Origin of the sequence: Brachyspira innocens ATCC 29796, from assembly GCF_000384655.1 — a bacterium.
In the GTDB taxonomy this organism is placed as follows: Bacteria; Spirochaetota; Brachyspiria; order Brachyspirales; family Brachyspiraceae; genus Brachyspira; species Brachyspira innocens.
The window spans coordinates 1-14,294 of record NZ_ARQI01000120.1; the positions used below are offsets into that span (position 1 = coordinate 1).

The 14,294-nt window shown below is 26.9% G+C and carries 13 protein-coding genes; 8 read left to right on the top strand and 5 right to left on the bottom strand.

What is annotated here, in order from left to right; translation table 11 throughout:
- Positions 1-300 precede the first annotated feature (300 nt).
- The 3 genes from rbsK to F811_RS0110390 all read left to right on the top strand — a co-directional run bounded on the left by rbsK (position 301) and on the right by F811_RS0110390 (position 3,474).
- Positions 301-1,173: a ribokinase gene (gene rbsK / locus F811_RS0110380; RefSeq protein WP_020005179.1), complete on the top strand. Its 873-nt coding sequence runs from the start codon at positions 301-303 to the stop codon at positions 1,171-1,173.
- Positions 1,174-1,378: 205 nt separating this feature from the next.
- Positions 1,379-2,365: a vWA domain-containing protein gene (locus F811_RS0110385; protein WP_020005180.1), complete on the top strand. Its 987-nt coding sequence runs from the start codon at positions 1,379-1,381 to the stop codon at positions 2,363-2,365.
- Between the two features lie 89 nt (positions 2,366-2,454).
- Complete coding sequence (locus F811_RS0110390; protein WP_020005181.1) at positions 2,455-3,474, top strand: DNA cytosine methyltransferase; 1,020 nt, start codon at positions 2,455-2,457, stop codon at positions 3,472-3,474.
- Here F811_RS0110390 and F811_RS0110395 read toward each other — a convergent pair.
- A complete protein-coding gene (locus F811_RS0110395) occupies positions 3,464-4,015 on the bottom strand; it encodes a Bsp6I family type II restriction endonuclease (RefSeq protein WP_211216977.1) in 552 nt (183 codons plus the stop codon). The two genes, F811_RS0110390 and F811_RS0110395, sit on opposite strands and share 11 nt — an antisense overlap.
- A 4-nt stretch (positions 4,016-4,019) precedes the next feature.
- On the bottom strand, positions 4,020-4,247 hold the full coding sequence (locus F811_RS0110400; protein ID WP_020005183.1) for a helix-turn-helix domain-containing protein: 228 nt from the start codon (positions 4,245-4,247) through the stop codon (positions 4,020-4,022).
- 270 nt (positions 4,248-4,517) lie between these two features.
- Here F811_RS0110400 and metK point away from each other — a divergent pair, with 270 nt between their 5' ends.
- Positions 4,518-5,702, top strand: coding sequence for a methionine adenosyltransferase (gene metK / locus F811_RS0110405; RefSeq protein ID WP_020005184.1), 1,185 nt, complete (start codon positions 4,518-4,520; stop codon positions 5,700-5,702).
- A gap of 91 nt (positions 5,703-5,793) precedes the next feature.
- On the opposite strand, the gene F811_RS0110410 is transcribed toward metK, so the two are convergent.
- Complete coding sequence (locus F811_RS0110410) at positions 5,794-7,050, bottom strand: phospholipase D family protein (protein WP_020005185.1); 1,257 nt, start codon at positions 7,048-7,050, stop codon at positions 5,794-5,796.
- 1,143 nt (positions 7,051-8,193) lie between these two features.
- Between F811_RS0110410 and F811_RS0110415 the strand changes: the two genes are divergently transcribed.
- Together F811_RS0110415 and F811_RS0110420 are read left to right on the top strand one after the other, a co-directional pair.
- Positions 8,194-9,318, top strand: a complete 1,125-nt coding sequence (locus F811_RS0110415) for a chorismate mutase (protein ID WP_020005186.1) — start codon at positions 8,194-8,196, stop codon at positions 9,316-9,318.
- Complete coding sequence (locus F811_RS0110420) at positions 9,311-9,847, top strand: shikimate kinase (RefSeq protein WP_020005187.1); 537 nt, start codon at positions 9,311-9,313, stop codon at positions 9,845-9,847. Before F811_RS0110415 ends, F811_RS0110420 begins: the two co-directional genes overlap by 8 nt.
- A 65-nt stretch (positions 9,848-9,912) precedes the next feature.
- Here the strand turns inward: F811_RS0110420 and F811_RS0110425 are convergent, their stop codons facing one another.
- Positions 9,913-10,785 carry a glycine--tRNA ligase subunit alpha gene (locus tag F811_RS0110425; protein WP_020005188.1) on the bottom strand — a complete coding sequence of 291 codons (873 nt, stop codon included), beginning with the start codon at positions 10,783-10,785 and terminating at the stop codon, positions 9,913-9,915.
- A 101-nt stretch (positions 10,786-10,886) separates the two neighbouring features.
- Positions 10,887-11,414: a hypothetical protein gene (locus F811_RS0110430; protein WP_020005189.1), complete on the bottom strand. Its 528-nt coding sequence runs from the start codon at positions 11,412-11,414 to the stop codon at positions 10,887-10,889.
- A gap of 179 nt (positions 11,415-11,593) precedes the next feature.
- Between F811_RS0110430 and lepB the strand changes: the two genes are divergently transcribed.
- Both lepB and F811_RS0110440 read left to right on the top strand, forming a co-directional pair.
- Positions 11,594-12,643 carry a signal peptidase I gene (gene lepB / locus F811_RS0110435; protein WP_020005190.1) on the top strand — a complete coding sequence of 350 codons (1,050 nt, stop codon included), beginning with the start codon at positions 11,594-11,596 and terminating at the stop codon, positions 12,641-12,643.
- A 9-nt stretch (positions 12,644-12,652) separates the two neighbouring features.
- Entirely contained in the window at positions 12,653-14,287 is a 1,635-nt protein-coding gene (locus F811_RS0110440) for a hypothetical protein (RefSeq protein WP_020005191.1), read from the top strand.
- Positions 14,288-14,294 lie beyond the last annotated feature (7 nt).

A 14,294-nucleotide genomic window follows, 5' to 3' on the forward strand; every position in this document is an offset into this window, starting at 1 on the left:
TATCTTACATGTAACACAACTTTAGTATTATTTAGTACTAATTTTTTACACTTGCACTTTCGCGAAGCGTATCCGAGCTTGTCGAGGATATAAGGTTCTTTGACGAAGTCCGCCTGTGGCGTGCGGCGGGAAAAAGTTGACTAAAAAAATTGACAAACTTAAAAATTTTCAGTATATACAAAAATTATAAAAAATTAATTATTAAACAATTATAATATTTTTTATAATTTTAAAGTTTTTAAATAACATTGTATAATAAAATTATCATTTTAATTTTATAGAAAATTAAGGGGGTGAAATGTGAGTAAAAATATTTTGGTGATAGGAAGCATAAATAAAGATTTGGTTGTTAATACTGAACGTTTTCCTAATGAGGGAGAAACTATACTTGGAAATAGTTTTACTACAGGCAATGGAGGAAAAGGAGCTAATCAGGCATGTGCTATAGGAAAATTAGGCGGTAATGTAAGCATACTTGGAGCAGTTGGAAATGACAGCTTCGGAGAAGATTTATCAAATGCTCTATCTTCAAATAATGTTAATATAGATAATTTAATAATTAAAGATAATGTTTCTACAGGGATAGCCTTGATTACAGTTACTAAAAGTGGTGCAAATAATATAATTGTAGTACAGGGAGCTAATGCCTTAATAACAAAAGATGATATTAAAGAAGAGATTATATCTATGTATGATATAATAGTGATTCAGCTTGAGATACCTTTAGATACAGCAAAATATGCAGCAAAAATGGCTAAAAAGCTAGGAAAAACTGTTGTTTTAAATCCTTCCCCCGCAGTTAAACTTGACAGAGATTTTTTAAGCTGCATTGATATATTAATACCGAATGAGACTGAAATAAATATTATAGGAGGAATAGATTATATTTTTGAATGCGGAGTTAAAAATATTATATTAACTTTAGGAGCTTTAGGCTGTGATTTAATAACTAAAGAAGAGAGAAAACATTTTGATGCATATAATGTTCAGGTAATTGATACTACTGCGGCAGGCGATAGTTTTTTGGGCGGAGTTGTAAGAATGCTTGCCGATGATAAAACTATGGAAGAGGCTATAATTTTTGCTGTAAAGGTATCAAATATCACTGTTACTAGAAAAGGTGCTATAGATTCTATACCAAACTATGATGAAGTTATTAATAAAAAATGGTAATTAATTTTTTAAAGTAAAGTCATATTATTTATAAGAAATAGTATGACTTTTCTTTAATATTATAATTTTTACATGTATGTGATTATTAAGTTTTATTTTCTAAGTTTTGCTTAAAATATAATAGTAAATGGTTAACTTTACTTTTATTTGTATTTTAGTATAATAGTTTTCAAAATAATAAAATTATGATTAGGAAAATGTTTAAATGACTTTTGTATCGCCTAAATTTTTATTTTTACTTTTTATATTACCAATTATAATATTTTTATATATACAAACTAGAAAGAATCATTCATATTCAGTAAAGCACCCAAGAGTAAGCATGTCAAAGGTATTAAAATCAAGATACTACGTTAAAGATATACCATTTGCTCTTATTATTCTTGCTCTTCTTTTTTCTATTATAGGTCTTGCACGTCCTGCTAAAGTGGATCATTTATCAGACATTAACGGAGAGGGTATTTATATTTCACTTGTAGTTGATGTTTCACCTTCTATGATGGCTGAAGATATGATGCCTACAAGACTTGAGGCTTCTAAAAAAACTATGATAGATTTTATAAAAAAAAGAAACTTTGATAAAATTAGTTTGGTAGCGTTTGCATTGCGTGCTTCGGTTCTTTCTCCTTCTACATTTGATTATACTTTACTTGAAGAAGAGATTAAAAATATTAAAATAGATGAAGAAGGTTCCACTTCAATAGGGCTTGGAATAGCTACTGCTGTTGATATGCTTAGAAGTGTTAAAGGCGATAATGAAAAGATTATTATACTTCTTACAGATGGTGAAAATAATTCAGGGGAAATAGATCCTAAATTAGCTTCAGAAATAGCTTCAAACTTCAACATAAAAATATATACTATAGGTATAGGCGATGCTAATGGAAGTCATGCTTGGGTTACATATGATGATCCTAATTACGGAAAAAGGAGAATAAGAGCTGATTTTAGTCTTAATGAAGAGGCATTAATCGATATAGCTTCAACTACAGGCGGTAAATATTTTAATGCACAAAATGCTTCTGCTTTAGATAATGTTTATAATACAATAGACAGAATAGAAAAAAAGCCTATACTTGATGATGATTTAATTCAGTATGATGAACTTTATAAACCATTTATTATATTGGCTTTCATTTTATTATGTATTAGTATCATACTTTCTACTACCAGATTTTTAATAATACCATAATTAATAGATAGCACACATTATATATTAATTATAGTAAAGGAATATAAAATAAATATCGATAAATTTAATTGTATTTTTGGAGATAAAATATGAATTATAAATTTAAAGTTGCAAGTTTATTTGCTGGAATTGGTGGTATTTGTTACGGTTTTAAGCAAGTTGGTGCTGAAATTATTTGGGCTAATGAAATTGATAAATATGCTTGTGAAACGTATAGGCATAATTTTCAAGAAGTTAATTTAATAGAGGGAGACATTAAAAATATTGATGCTAAAGATATTCCTGATATAGATATTTTAAATGCTGGTTTTCCTTGTCAAGCTTTTTCTATTGCAGGCTACCAAAAAGGGTTTAATGATGAAAGGGGAAATTTATTTTTTGAAATTATTAGAATTTTAAAAGTAAAACGACCAAAAGCTATTTTGTTGGAAAATGTAAAAAATTTAGAAAATCATAATAATGGAAATACTTTTAAAGTTATTAAAACTAAATTAGAAGAAATTGGGTATCATATTCATTATAAAATTTTAAATACAATGGAATATGGTAATATTCCTCAAAATAGAGAACGTATATATATAGTTGGTTTTTTATCAGAAAATGCTTATAATAACTTTGAATATCCTAAAAAGATATTATTAAAAAAGAAGATTTCTGATATAGTAGATTTAAATGATAGAAAACCTAATAATTTTTATTATATGAATACAAGATATTATGAAGATTTATCAAAAGTTATGACTAAACAAGATACCATCTACCAATGGAGAAGAATATATTGTAGAGAAAATAAAAATAATGTTTGTCCTACTTTAACAGCTAATATGGGAACTGGGGGACATAATGTACCTTTAGTTTTAGATAATTTTGGAATAAGAAAACTTACACCTGAAGAATGTATTCTTTTTCAAGGTTTTCCTGAAACTTTTTCATTTCCAAATACCATTTCAAATAATAATAAATACAAACAAGCAGGTAATTCTGTATCTGTACCTATTATTAGAAGAATTGCCAAAAATATTATTGAAGCATTAGAGTTAAATAATAAAAATACAACCGCAAACATTAATAAAACATCAGAAAGCGGTCAGTATGTTTTTAAATTTTGATATTTTTAATAGGAGGTATTTGGAATTCTTCTATAATTTCGTGTATACTTAATCTTGGTCTTCTACCCTGATTTTGTTGGTCTCTGAATGTTTCATTTTTTGATTTATTTAGAATTTTATCGTATATTTTTTCACTAGGAATTTCATAAATACTAACTTCATCTTTACTAGAGAAGTCCATAAAAAATAATTTATCCCAAGTACTATTTGGACCAAATGAAGTTAGATCTGGTTTAATTTGACTTGATTTTACCTGCACTCCATCGCCTGTTTCTCTCATAACACAATCATAAGATCCAGCATTAACAACACCATTAGTTCTAACAGCATTACACCAACATGCAAACAATCCTTCTGATATTACATCTGGTATATTAATCATTCTTCCACCATGGGATTTTATATCTTTATTAAGTTCATCTACTTGACGTTTCATTAATAATAACTTTTTTTCATCTGTTTCATCAAATGCATCACCTACTACAACAATATTATTCTTTAATTTAACTTCTTCTTTTTTCATTTTATACCTCCTTAACATTAATTTATTGATTTTTATTTAAAAAATTCATAAATTCTTTTAACTCAATATTTAAAGCATTAGAAATTTTTATTATATTAATAAGTGTTATATTTTTTTCGCCACGTTCAATCATTCCTATATAAGTACGATGTAAACCAGATTTTTCTGCTAATTTTTCTTGAGAAAGATTTGATTTTTTTCTTAATTGAGTTAAATGTTTTCCAAATAAAATAAGTACTTCATTATTCATTTCTAAAGTATAATGAATTTAATATAATATTCTACATACTATAGTTAGCATTTTTATATAATTTATTTAATATTATAGTCTCTACTACCAGATTTTTAATAATACCATAGTTTTATATGTATAATAATATTAATTAATACTATATATAATAATAATTTTTAGATAAGTTAATAGTTATTTATACTAAATTGTAATAATTATCATATATTTCCTTGACTTTTATGTTAAGCAATGTAAAATAGATTGATTATTTTAAAAAGAGGTAAAACTATGGCAGAGATAAAAAATTATTATTTCTCTTCTGAATCGGTAACAGAAGGCCATCCTGATAAGATCTGCGATGCTGTAAGCGATGCAGTCTTAGACGAATGTTTAAAACAAGATCCTAATTCTAGAGTAGCTTGTGAAACTTTAGCAAAAACTGGAATGATTTTAATTGCTGGAGAAATCACTACAAAAGCTAGATTGGATTATCAAAAAATCGCCAGAGATACCGTAAGGCGAATAGGTTACACAAGCAGCGAAATGGGTTTTGACGCTGATACTTGTGCAGTAATGGAGGCTATTGCTGAGCAGTCTCCAGATATAGATATGGGTGTTAGTGCTGGTAAAGGATTATTTAATTCTGAATCATCAAATGTTTCTGAAGGTGCAGGCGATCAAGGTATAATGTTCGGTTATGCTATAAATGAAACTGAAACATTTATGCCTTTAACTATACATTTAGCTCATAGATTGGCTGAACGTTTGGCTAAAGTTAGAAAAGAAAAAATAGTTGACTATTTAAGACCAGACGGTAAAAGTCAGGTTACTGTTGAATATAAAGACGGTAAAGCTGCAAGAATAGAAGCTATCGTTATTTCTACTCAGCATGCAGCAGGTGTTGATCATAAGCAAATAGAAGCTGACATAAAAAAACATGTTATAAATGAAATATGTCCTGCTAATATGCTTGATGAAAACACTAAATACTACATTAACCCAACAGGTTTGTTTGTAGTAGGCGGTCCTATGGGAGACTGCGGATTAACAGGAAGAAAAATTATCGTAGACAGTTACGGCGGACATGGGGCACATGGCGGCGGAGCTTTTTCTGGTAAAGATCCTACAAAAGTAGACAGAAGTGCTTGCTATATGGCTAGATATGTTGCTAAAAATATAGTGGCTTCTGGTATAGCTGACAGAGCTTTAGTACAATTTGCTTATGCTATAGGAGTGCCTGAGCCTTTATCTGTATATGTTAATACTTTCGGTACTGCAAAAGTACATGATGAAGTATTGGCTAATATAGTTTCCAAAGAGCTTGACTTAACTCCAGCTGGTATAATCAAAAAACTAGATTTAAGAAGACCTATTTACGAAAAAACTACAGCTTACGGACACTTCGGCAGAGAGCTTCCAGAGTTTACTTGGGAGAAAACAGATATAAAAGATTTGTTTGCTAATGCTAAATAATTAATTAAAAAAATAAAATATAAAAAGTTTTAAACATTCAGGGCTTGTTAATAAAAAATATTAGCAAGCCTTATTTATTTGTAATCAAAAATTATTTTAAATTACCGAATCCTAAATATTCCATAGCTTCAAATACCCTGTCATTACATAAAGGAATATTTTCATTATCGCTCATAACACCATATAACTCTTTAACACAGCTTTCACCAAAAGCTTGTAATTTAAAATCTTTATTATATATACAGTTAGCCATTTTTATTTCATACGGTTCATTATTATATAATAAATAATAAATTGTTCTTATTATATTTTCTAAACTATTGTTTGTGTCCAAAAATTTTTCTTTCATAGAATTATCTGAAAAAAAACGTCTTCTATCTCTAAAAGCATTAATAAATAATAAAGCTTCATATAATTCATTATAAGATACTGTATTTATATTGTTTTCTTTTAAAGTATTTCGGCATCTGTTATAATTTTTAATATATTCATCTTCAATTTTATAATTATCATAATATTCTTTAATAAGATATTGTAATTTTAGTTCTATTTCATTATCATTAATTTTAATATAACTTTTTTCTTTTATTTTATTTTCTTTGATCCAGTTTAAAAACTGATCCATTTCTATTTTTAATGGTAAATCATTATATTTCCTATTAATTTGAAGTTTCATAAGAGATGATGTATACATTTCAGTTAATTTTTTATAACAATCCAAAAATATTTGATATTTTCTTTTAAAATCTGAAATATATGATAATTTTTTACTTTTTTTAGTATTATCAATAGTTGTAATATTATTAAATTTAAAATCACCTATTTCTTCTTTTAATATTTCATTAAATTTTTTTAATTTATTATCTAGATCATGATATTCTTCTTCTATTTTTGAATATTTTTCTATTATATTATCATTTAGTACTTCAGCACTTTCCCAATAATCATAAAAACAATTTATTAGATCATCAAAAATTATATTATCAGAATCTATTGAAACATTTATCTCTTGATTAGATAATATACCGCTTTTAGTTAAATTTGATGAACCTATAAATGCTTTTGTATTTCCAAATATATATAATTTAGGGTGAAAACTATCTGAAGTAAAAAATCTAATATGTACATTTTTTTTATTATATACATCTTTTAATCTTTCTATAGAAGTTGCTAATGATAATCTTACAATAAGTTTTATATTACAATTTTTTTCTACAGCTTTATTTATTATTTCTGTATCATTAAAAAATGCAGTTGCTATAAATATATCATCATTTTCTTTTATACTAGCAATCAATGCTGTTTTTAAAAAATCATGTTTATCATTAGAATTTGTAAATAAATTCATTTTCTTATCCTGTATTTAAAATTAATTAAATTATACTAAAAATTTTTAAGTTTGTCAATTTTTATGTTGTTCTTTTTCCCGCCGCAAAAGTTGCTTATATCCTCGACAAGCTCGGATACGCTTCGCGAAAGTGCGAGGATAGAATTAGTACTAAATCATACTAAAATTGTCTTACATGTAAAATAATTTATTAAATTAAAGCCCAAGTGCAGCCTTTTTGCTTCTTTGTGGCAACAAAAGAAGTGGGGTCTGGGGCAAAGCCCCAGATATAAAAACAAAAATATCAATTTATTTCTGACAAAATATAGTTGTTTAGGTATATACTATTATTTTTAATAATTAATACCTAGTTGGCAAATAAATTAAAAAATCATTAATATTATAAATTATTTCTTTTTCATTCTTTAATATATAAGCTATGAAGCTATAGTCAGGTTTAAGGTATTCTATATCAAAAATTATATCTTGATAATTTATACTACCATATTCTATTAATTGTAGTAATGTTTTTAATGCTTCAATTGTTTTTTTTATTATCTATTATTATGAATTTAGAATTATCGTTTATTAAAGTTCTACAAGTATATTCCAAATTCATATTTGATATTTTCTCTATACTTGAAAGTATATCTTTATTAGAATTTGGACATACAATAATATGAAGTAAATTATCAGTTTTTTTATTTAATTATATTAATATATACTAAAAATTTTTGAGTTTGTCAATGTTTTTATTGTCTTTTTCCCGCCGCACGCCACAGGCGGACTTCGTCAAAGTTGCAAAAAATTCACATACTATAGCTTAATATTTTAAGAATATATATCAAACATGGTATAACACCTAGCTTTATATAAAAAATGCAGTCTTTCACAAAGCGTATTCAAGCTTGTCGAAGATATAGGTTCTTTTGGTCATACCTACACTTACAGTGGACTTTGTCAAGTACTTCCTTCGTCGCAAAAGAACTGTTGCGTAAGCATGCAGAGCAGTGGACAAACCACCATAAACAATAAAATTAAAAGATTAGTAGTTGACAAACTTAAAAAATTTCAGTATATAAAATAAATTTCTTTACAATTTACGCCTATTTAGTATAATCTTATTACTACAATAAGAAATATTTTATATTTAAGGATATTATTATGTTATCTGAAGAATTACAGGAATTAAGAAAAGAAATTGACAGAATTGATAAGCAAATAGTAAATTTGATAGATGAAAGAATGAAAGTTAGTCTTAAAGTAGGAGAGACAAAAAAGAAATATAATGCCCCTATATTTGACCCGAAAAGAGAAAAAGAAGTTATAGCAAAAAAAATAGAACTGCTTGAAAATAAAGATTTATCATCATTAATAACAACTATGTATAATGATATAATGTACACATCAAAACAGCTTCAGAAACATTTAATTGATGAAGGTAGTGATAACAAAAAAGAAAATGGTAATAATAAAGAAAAAATAAAATATGATAAGAGAGTAGTTTATCAGGGCAGAGAAGGCGGAAACGGACATGAGGCTGCTTTGAAATTTTTTGGTGAAAATGCATGTCTCATAAAAAAGGCATATTTTAATGATGTACTTGAAAGCATAAGAAGCGGTGAGAGTTATTACGGTGTTTTACCTTTAGAAAATTCTTCTACTGGTATGGTTAATGAGGTTTTGGATATACTTGCCGATTATAACTGCAAAATTGTTGGAGAGATATATTTACCTATAGAATACGGTCTTATGGCTAAAAAGGGGATCAGTATAAAAGATATTAAAAAGGTTATATCTCATCATCAGGCTTTGAAACAATGTTCTAATTTTATAAAAGAAAATAGTTTTGAAGAGATAACAGCATCAAATACGGCAGAAGCTGCTTTTATAGTTTCTAATGGAGATGATAAAACCATTGCTTCTATTTCAAATAAAAATGCCTGTAAGATTTATGATTTAGATATGCTTGAAGAAAATATTGAAAATATAAAAGGAAACACTACACGCTTTATAATAGTAGCTAATTATGATAATGCTTTAAATAGCGGAAACAAAATGACTATGAGATTTTTGCTTCCTCATGAAAACGGCAGTTTGGCTAATTCTCTTGATAAATTAAAAAGTTTTAATTTAACTTCTATAGTAAGCCGTCCTCATAGTGACAGAAAATGGCAGTATTATTTTTATATTGATATGACAGGAGACTTTGATAAATATAAAGAAGAGTTTGAAGATTTTAAAAGAAGTGTAGAGAATTTGATAATATTGGGGCAGTATGATGAATAATAAAAATAATATAGACAATAAAGTAATATTTGTAATAGGACTCCCGGGCTCTGGAAAAAGTGCTCTATCAAAACTTCTAGCTGAAAAATTAAATTATACTCTTTATGATATGGATTCATTTATAGAAAAAAAAGAAGAGAAAACAATAACAGATATTTTTGCAGATAATGGAGAAGAATATTTCAGAAAAGTAGAAAGCGAAGTTTTAGAAGAACTTGCCCGCCTTAATAATGCTGTAATATCTACTGGAGGCGGTATAGTACTTGCAGAAAAAAATAGAAATATTATGAAAGAAAAAGGAATTACCATTTTTATAGATAGAAATCCAGAAATTATACTTCAAAATATAGATCCTAGAGAGCGTCCTTTACTTGCGAAAGATAAAAATAAATTATTAGAGCTTTCAAAACAGAGAGATAGTTTATATAGAGATAGTGCTGATATAATATTTACACATAACACTTGGGAAGATGACATCAATAAAACTTTTGAACAATTAAAATATGCTTTAAAAAGTTTTATTAATTAATATAATGTTATAGTTAAATAAAAAAGCCACTGATAAAATAATCAGATGGCTTTTTTAATTAAAAGTTACTTATTTTTTATTAGCGGATATCCCATTTTTTCTCTTGATTCTATATAAGCAGCAGAAACTTTTTTCATAAGCTCTCTAACTCTTGCAATATATCCAGCACGTTCAGTAACACTTATCGCATTTCTAGCATCAAGCATATTAAACACATGCGAACTTTTCATAACCATATCATAAGCAGGAAGTACACAGCCATTAGCTAAACATCTGTCGCATTCTTCTTCATATTCTTTAAAATGTCTGAAATACATGTCAGTATCAGCTACTTCAAAGTTATATTTAGAAAACTCTCTCTCTCCTTGCAAATGTACATCGCCGTATTTTATTCCATGACCCCATTCCAAATCATAAACATTATCAACATTTTGAAGATACATACATATTCTTTCAAGTCCGTAAGTAATTTCACCTGCTATAGGTTTTAAGTTTACACCTCCTACAGCTTGGAAATATGTAAACTGAGTAATTTCCATACCGTCAAGCCAAACTTCCCAGCCAAGTCCCCAAGCTCCGAGTGTAGGTGATTCCCAGTCATCATGAACAAAACGTATATCATGATCTTTAAAACTTATTCCTAATGCTTCTAAACTTTGTATATATAAATCCTGAAGATTTTCAGGAGATGGTTTCATTATAACTTGATATTGATAATAATGCTGAAGTCTGTTAGGGTTTTCTCCATATCTTCCGTCAGTTGGTCTTCTTGAAGGTTCTACATAGGCAACATTAAAAGGTTCGGGTCCTAATACTCTTAATGCAGTTGCTGGGTTAAAAGTACCTGCACCTACTTCTAAGTCATAACCTTGCTGTATTATGCAGCCGTTTTCGCTCCAGAATTTGTTTAAAGTCATAATTAAATCTGTGAAAGTCATAATAAATCTCTCTCTATTTTTAATATAAAAAATAATACAGTAATTATATAATAGTATTAATTAAAATGCTATAACTTTATTAAAAATATTTTGTATATAGCTTATTTTGATAAAAGTTCTTTCATCTCGTTATAAAGTCTTATAATATCATTTGCAGCACTTTCTTTTACTTTGAAATTTTTAAATCCGTCTGCAGTTTCTACGCGTATATCTGTAATTGTCTTCATTTCTGTTACTTTATTTTCTGCCTGTATGCTGTAGCTTCTATCAACATATGCTGTATCCATAAAATATATAGAAGTTCCGTATATTACTTCAGTATCTGTTTTAGGCATTAGAGATGTATAGTATAAATTTAAAAATGTACCGTCAGAAAATTTTAACACTACTTTACTTTTTTCTGTAATATTAAAAGAGCCGTCTGTAATATATTGAGCCTCTAGTATTATATTATCAGTACCGCTTATATTTTTTAATCTGAATTTTATAGTTGCAGACCAAAAAGTTATAGAAATATAATCAGTTTGATAGAATTTTTGCCCGTAAAAAGAGTCTTCTATAAGATTCACTTTAGCAGCACATGATGATAATGTTAGAATAAATATAAAAAGCAGTATTATTTTTTTCAATATTTTCTCCAAACAATTTTTATATATTATATAACCATATACTATTTTGTAAATAAAAATAATTTTTTACTATTTTTCTCTATAACTATTTTTATAATAATAGTTATTATACAATTGCTATTTTAACAGTTTTATTATATACTTTTACATCAATATTTATATTGCAAGGGGTTAAATTAATGGAGAATCCTATAAAAAATATTACAGAAACAATCATAGGCGAATGCCGTAATTTTAAACATACATTAAAAGAAATATTATACGCAATAATTATTGTACTTCTTATAAATACATTTTTAATACAGAATTATCAAATACCAACAGGCTCTATGATACCTATTATAATGCCCGGAGACAGACTCTTTGCAAACAGATTTGTTTATGGGGTTAAATTGCCTTTTACAGACGGGCTTTTAGGATACAGACTTCCAAAGATAAAATCACCTCAAAGAGGAGATTTAGTGGTATTCAGAGCTCCTCCTTCTGCTTCTTTTGGGTGCGAGTCTGCTATGCCTTATTATGAGCCTTCTCCATTGGTTCAATTTTTAAAACTTCCAGTTATGGTGTTTGCTCTCACACCTTTTACTTGGGACCCTAGATTTTTGCTTGCAGACTATATAGGAGAAAAACTTACTGGAGGTACGCATTTAGCACCTGCAAATTTATTTTTGGGGCTTAAAACTGTAGATTTGGATCCTAGAAAAGAATTTGTTAAGCGTGTTATAGCTACTGCTGGAGAAACTGTTGAAATTAGAAATAAAAAAATTATTATTAATGGAAATGAAATAGAAGATAAATGGGGATATTTTTTCTATGGAAATGACAGAGAATTTGTGCCTATTATAGATATTTACGGACCTATTTATGTGCCTAAAAAAGGTGATGTTATGATATTTAAAAAGATAGTTGATAAAACAGATTATTATAATGATTACAGTTCTTTTGAAGTTTATATAAATGATGAAATAGTAAGCGATGATATAAAATTATGGTATTGGATGAATATATATGTTCCTAATGCCAAAGACAGACCAGATGAATATATATATAATGTTCCAGAGGATTATTTCTTTGTAATGGGAGATAATAGGGATCAAAGCTGCGACAGCAGAATGTGGGGGCTTGTTCCATACAGACATATAAAAGGTCAGCCTATGATTGCTTGGATACAGTCTAAAAGACCTGATGACGTAGAACAAGGCTTCTTTAAATACTTTATAATTAAATAAGAATAGCATATGTATGATCAAATTTCTCAAGATACTTTAAAAGAATTATGCAAAATTTGGAAAGCAAAAAATGCAGAGGATTTAGAAATAAAATCTTCTAATGTTTTTATTGTCTCTTTTAAATTTTATGCTTTATCTAAAGAAGCTAAAAATATTATTCTTTATGTTTTGAAAAATGAAAGCAAAGAACTAAACTCTATAGATATAGCATATTCTCTTAAATATACTCAAAAACAAATACCTGCTTTCTTTAATTATATAGATGAAATAAAAAAATCCGGACTTTTATATTTAAAAATAAAAAGAAGAAGATTAAACTCTCATGATGATACCTTATACTTTCTTCCTAATGTTAAACCTATAATAGAAAGTATTATACTCAAAGAAAGTATTAAAATTACTAATTATATAGATTGTACATACACTGCTAATATATATAAAAAATATCTTCAGAAAATAATTAATATATATGAAAATGGAAATATTATCGATTATAATAAATCAAAAATGAATGATGATGAATTATTTGCTTTGTGCAAAGCTAATATTGTATCAGTTTATTTTTTTGGTGATGAGCTTCAAACTTATATAGGTATAAATAATAATAATGTTTTGTCCAATTTGGAAAAGAGCCTTAAAGATAATATTGATAGTTCTATATTTATATATAATCATTTTAATATATTAAATGATATTGATACATTTATATATGAATGCGATGTTCAGAAATTATGTATAGATGATATCAATATTAATTTTCTTACCAACAATATAGAGCCTTCTGTCATAATAAACATATGTTCAAAATTAGATTTGATAAAACTTGATAATAAAGGTTTTATATCATTGGAATATGATAATATAAAAAATTATTTGTCAAATTCTATAGATGATAGAAAAGAACTTATATTAAAAACTATTTATAAAAATTATCATGATTATTATAAAAAAATATTAGATATATTGGAAGAAGGAAGTATTTCAAAATCTACACTGTACGTTAAATTAAAAGAACATAATATTTCGCTTTCTATGGAAATGTATAACAATATAATTTATTCTATGTTTGTATTAGGTATTACTGAGGTTTCTTTTTATGAGAATGCTATTTTGGCTATTAGAAAACCTGTAATTGATGATAATAATAAAAAATGCTTTATAAATGGTAATTTTGAACTTACTTTAATTAATCATTATTTATTTTCTAACAACTTTATATATATGTGCAATTTATATTTTGAACTCGATAAGCAGGAGACTGTTTACACATACACAATGACAGAAGAAAGTGTTTTAAAAGGGAAAACTATAATCAGTGATGAAGTATCAGAATATTCTTTTGATAAGTTTTTAGCCGTATTAAAAAATATACTCATTGATAGTAATGTAGAGATGCCTAAACATGTAGAAACAAGCATAAAAAGATGGTATGACAGAGGAATAATCTCTTATGTGTATGATAATGTTACGCTTGTGATAATTAAAGATGCTAATAAACTTGAAGAGATTATCCATGAGGCAAAAAGAAAAGGTATTATTATAAAAAAAATAAGCGATGAATATGCTATTGTGAAATCATCTTCTACTACTAAAAAAAATCTTACCAAGTTTTTAAGACAGAGAAAGATAATAGTAACATTCTAAATAAAAA

Bases quoted from the DNA above. Each gene is read 5' to 3' on its own strand.
- F811_RS0110385 (WP_020005180.1), top strand. From the start codon at position 1,379: ATGACTTTTGTATCGCCTAAATTTTTATTTTTACTTTTTATATTACCA.
- F811_RS0110390 (WP_020005181.1), top strand. From the start codon at position 2,455: ATGAATTATAAATTTAAAGTTGCAAGTTTATTTGCTGGAATTGGTGGT.
- F811_RS0110395 (WP_211216977.1), bottom strand. From the start codon at position 4,015: ATGTTAAGGAGGTATAAAATGAAAAAAGAAGAAGTTAAATTAAAGAAT.
- F811_RS0110400 (WP_020005183.1), bottom strand. From the start codon at position 4,247: ATGAATAATGAAGTACTTATTTTATTTGGAAAACATTTAACTCAATTA.
- metK (WP_020005184.1), top strand. From the start codon at position 4,518: ATGGCAGAGATAAAAAATTATTATTTCTCTTCTGAATCGGTAACAGAA.
- F811_RS0110410 (WP_020005185.1), bottom strand. From the start codon at position 7,050: ATGAATTTATTTACAAATTCTAATGATAAACATGATTTTTTAAAAACA.
- F811_RS0110415 (WP_020005186.1), top strand. From the start codon at position 8,194: ATGTTATCTGAAGAATTACAGGAATTAAGAAAAGAAATTGACAGAATT.
- F811_RS0110420 (WP_020005187.1), top strand. From the start codon at position 9,311: ATGAATAATAAAAATAATATAGACAATAAAGTAATATTTGTAATAGGA.
- F811_RS0110425 (WP_020005188.1), bottom strand. From the start codon at position 10,785: ATGACTTTCACAGATTTAATTATGACTTTAAACAAATTCTGGAGCGAA.
- lepB (WP_020005190.1), top strand. From the start codon at position 11,594: ATGGAGAATCCTATAAAAAATATTACAGAAACAATCATAGGCGAATGC.
- F811_RS0110440 (WP_020005191.1), top strand. From the start codon at position 12,653: ATGTATGATCAAATTTCTCAAGATACTTTAAAAGAATTATGCAAAATT.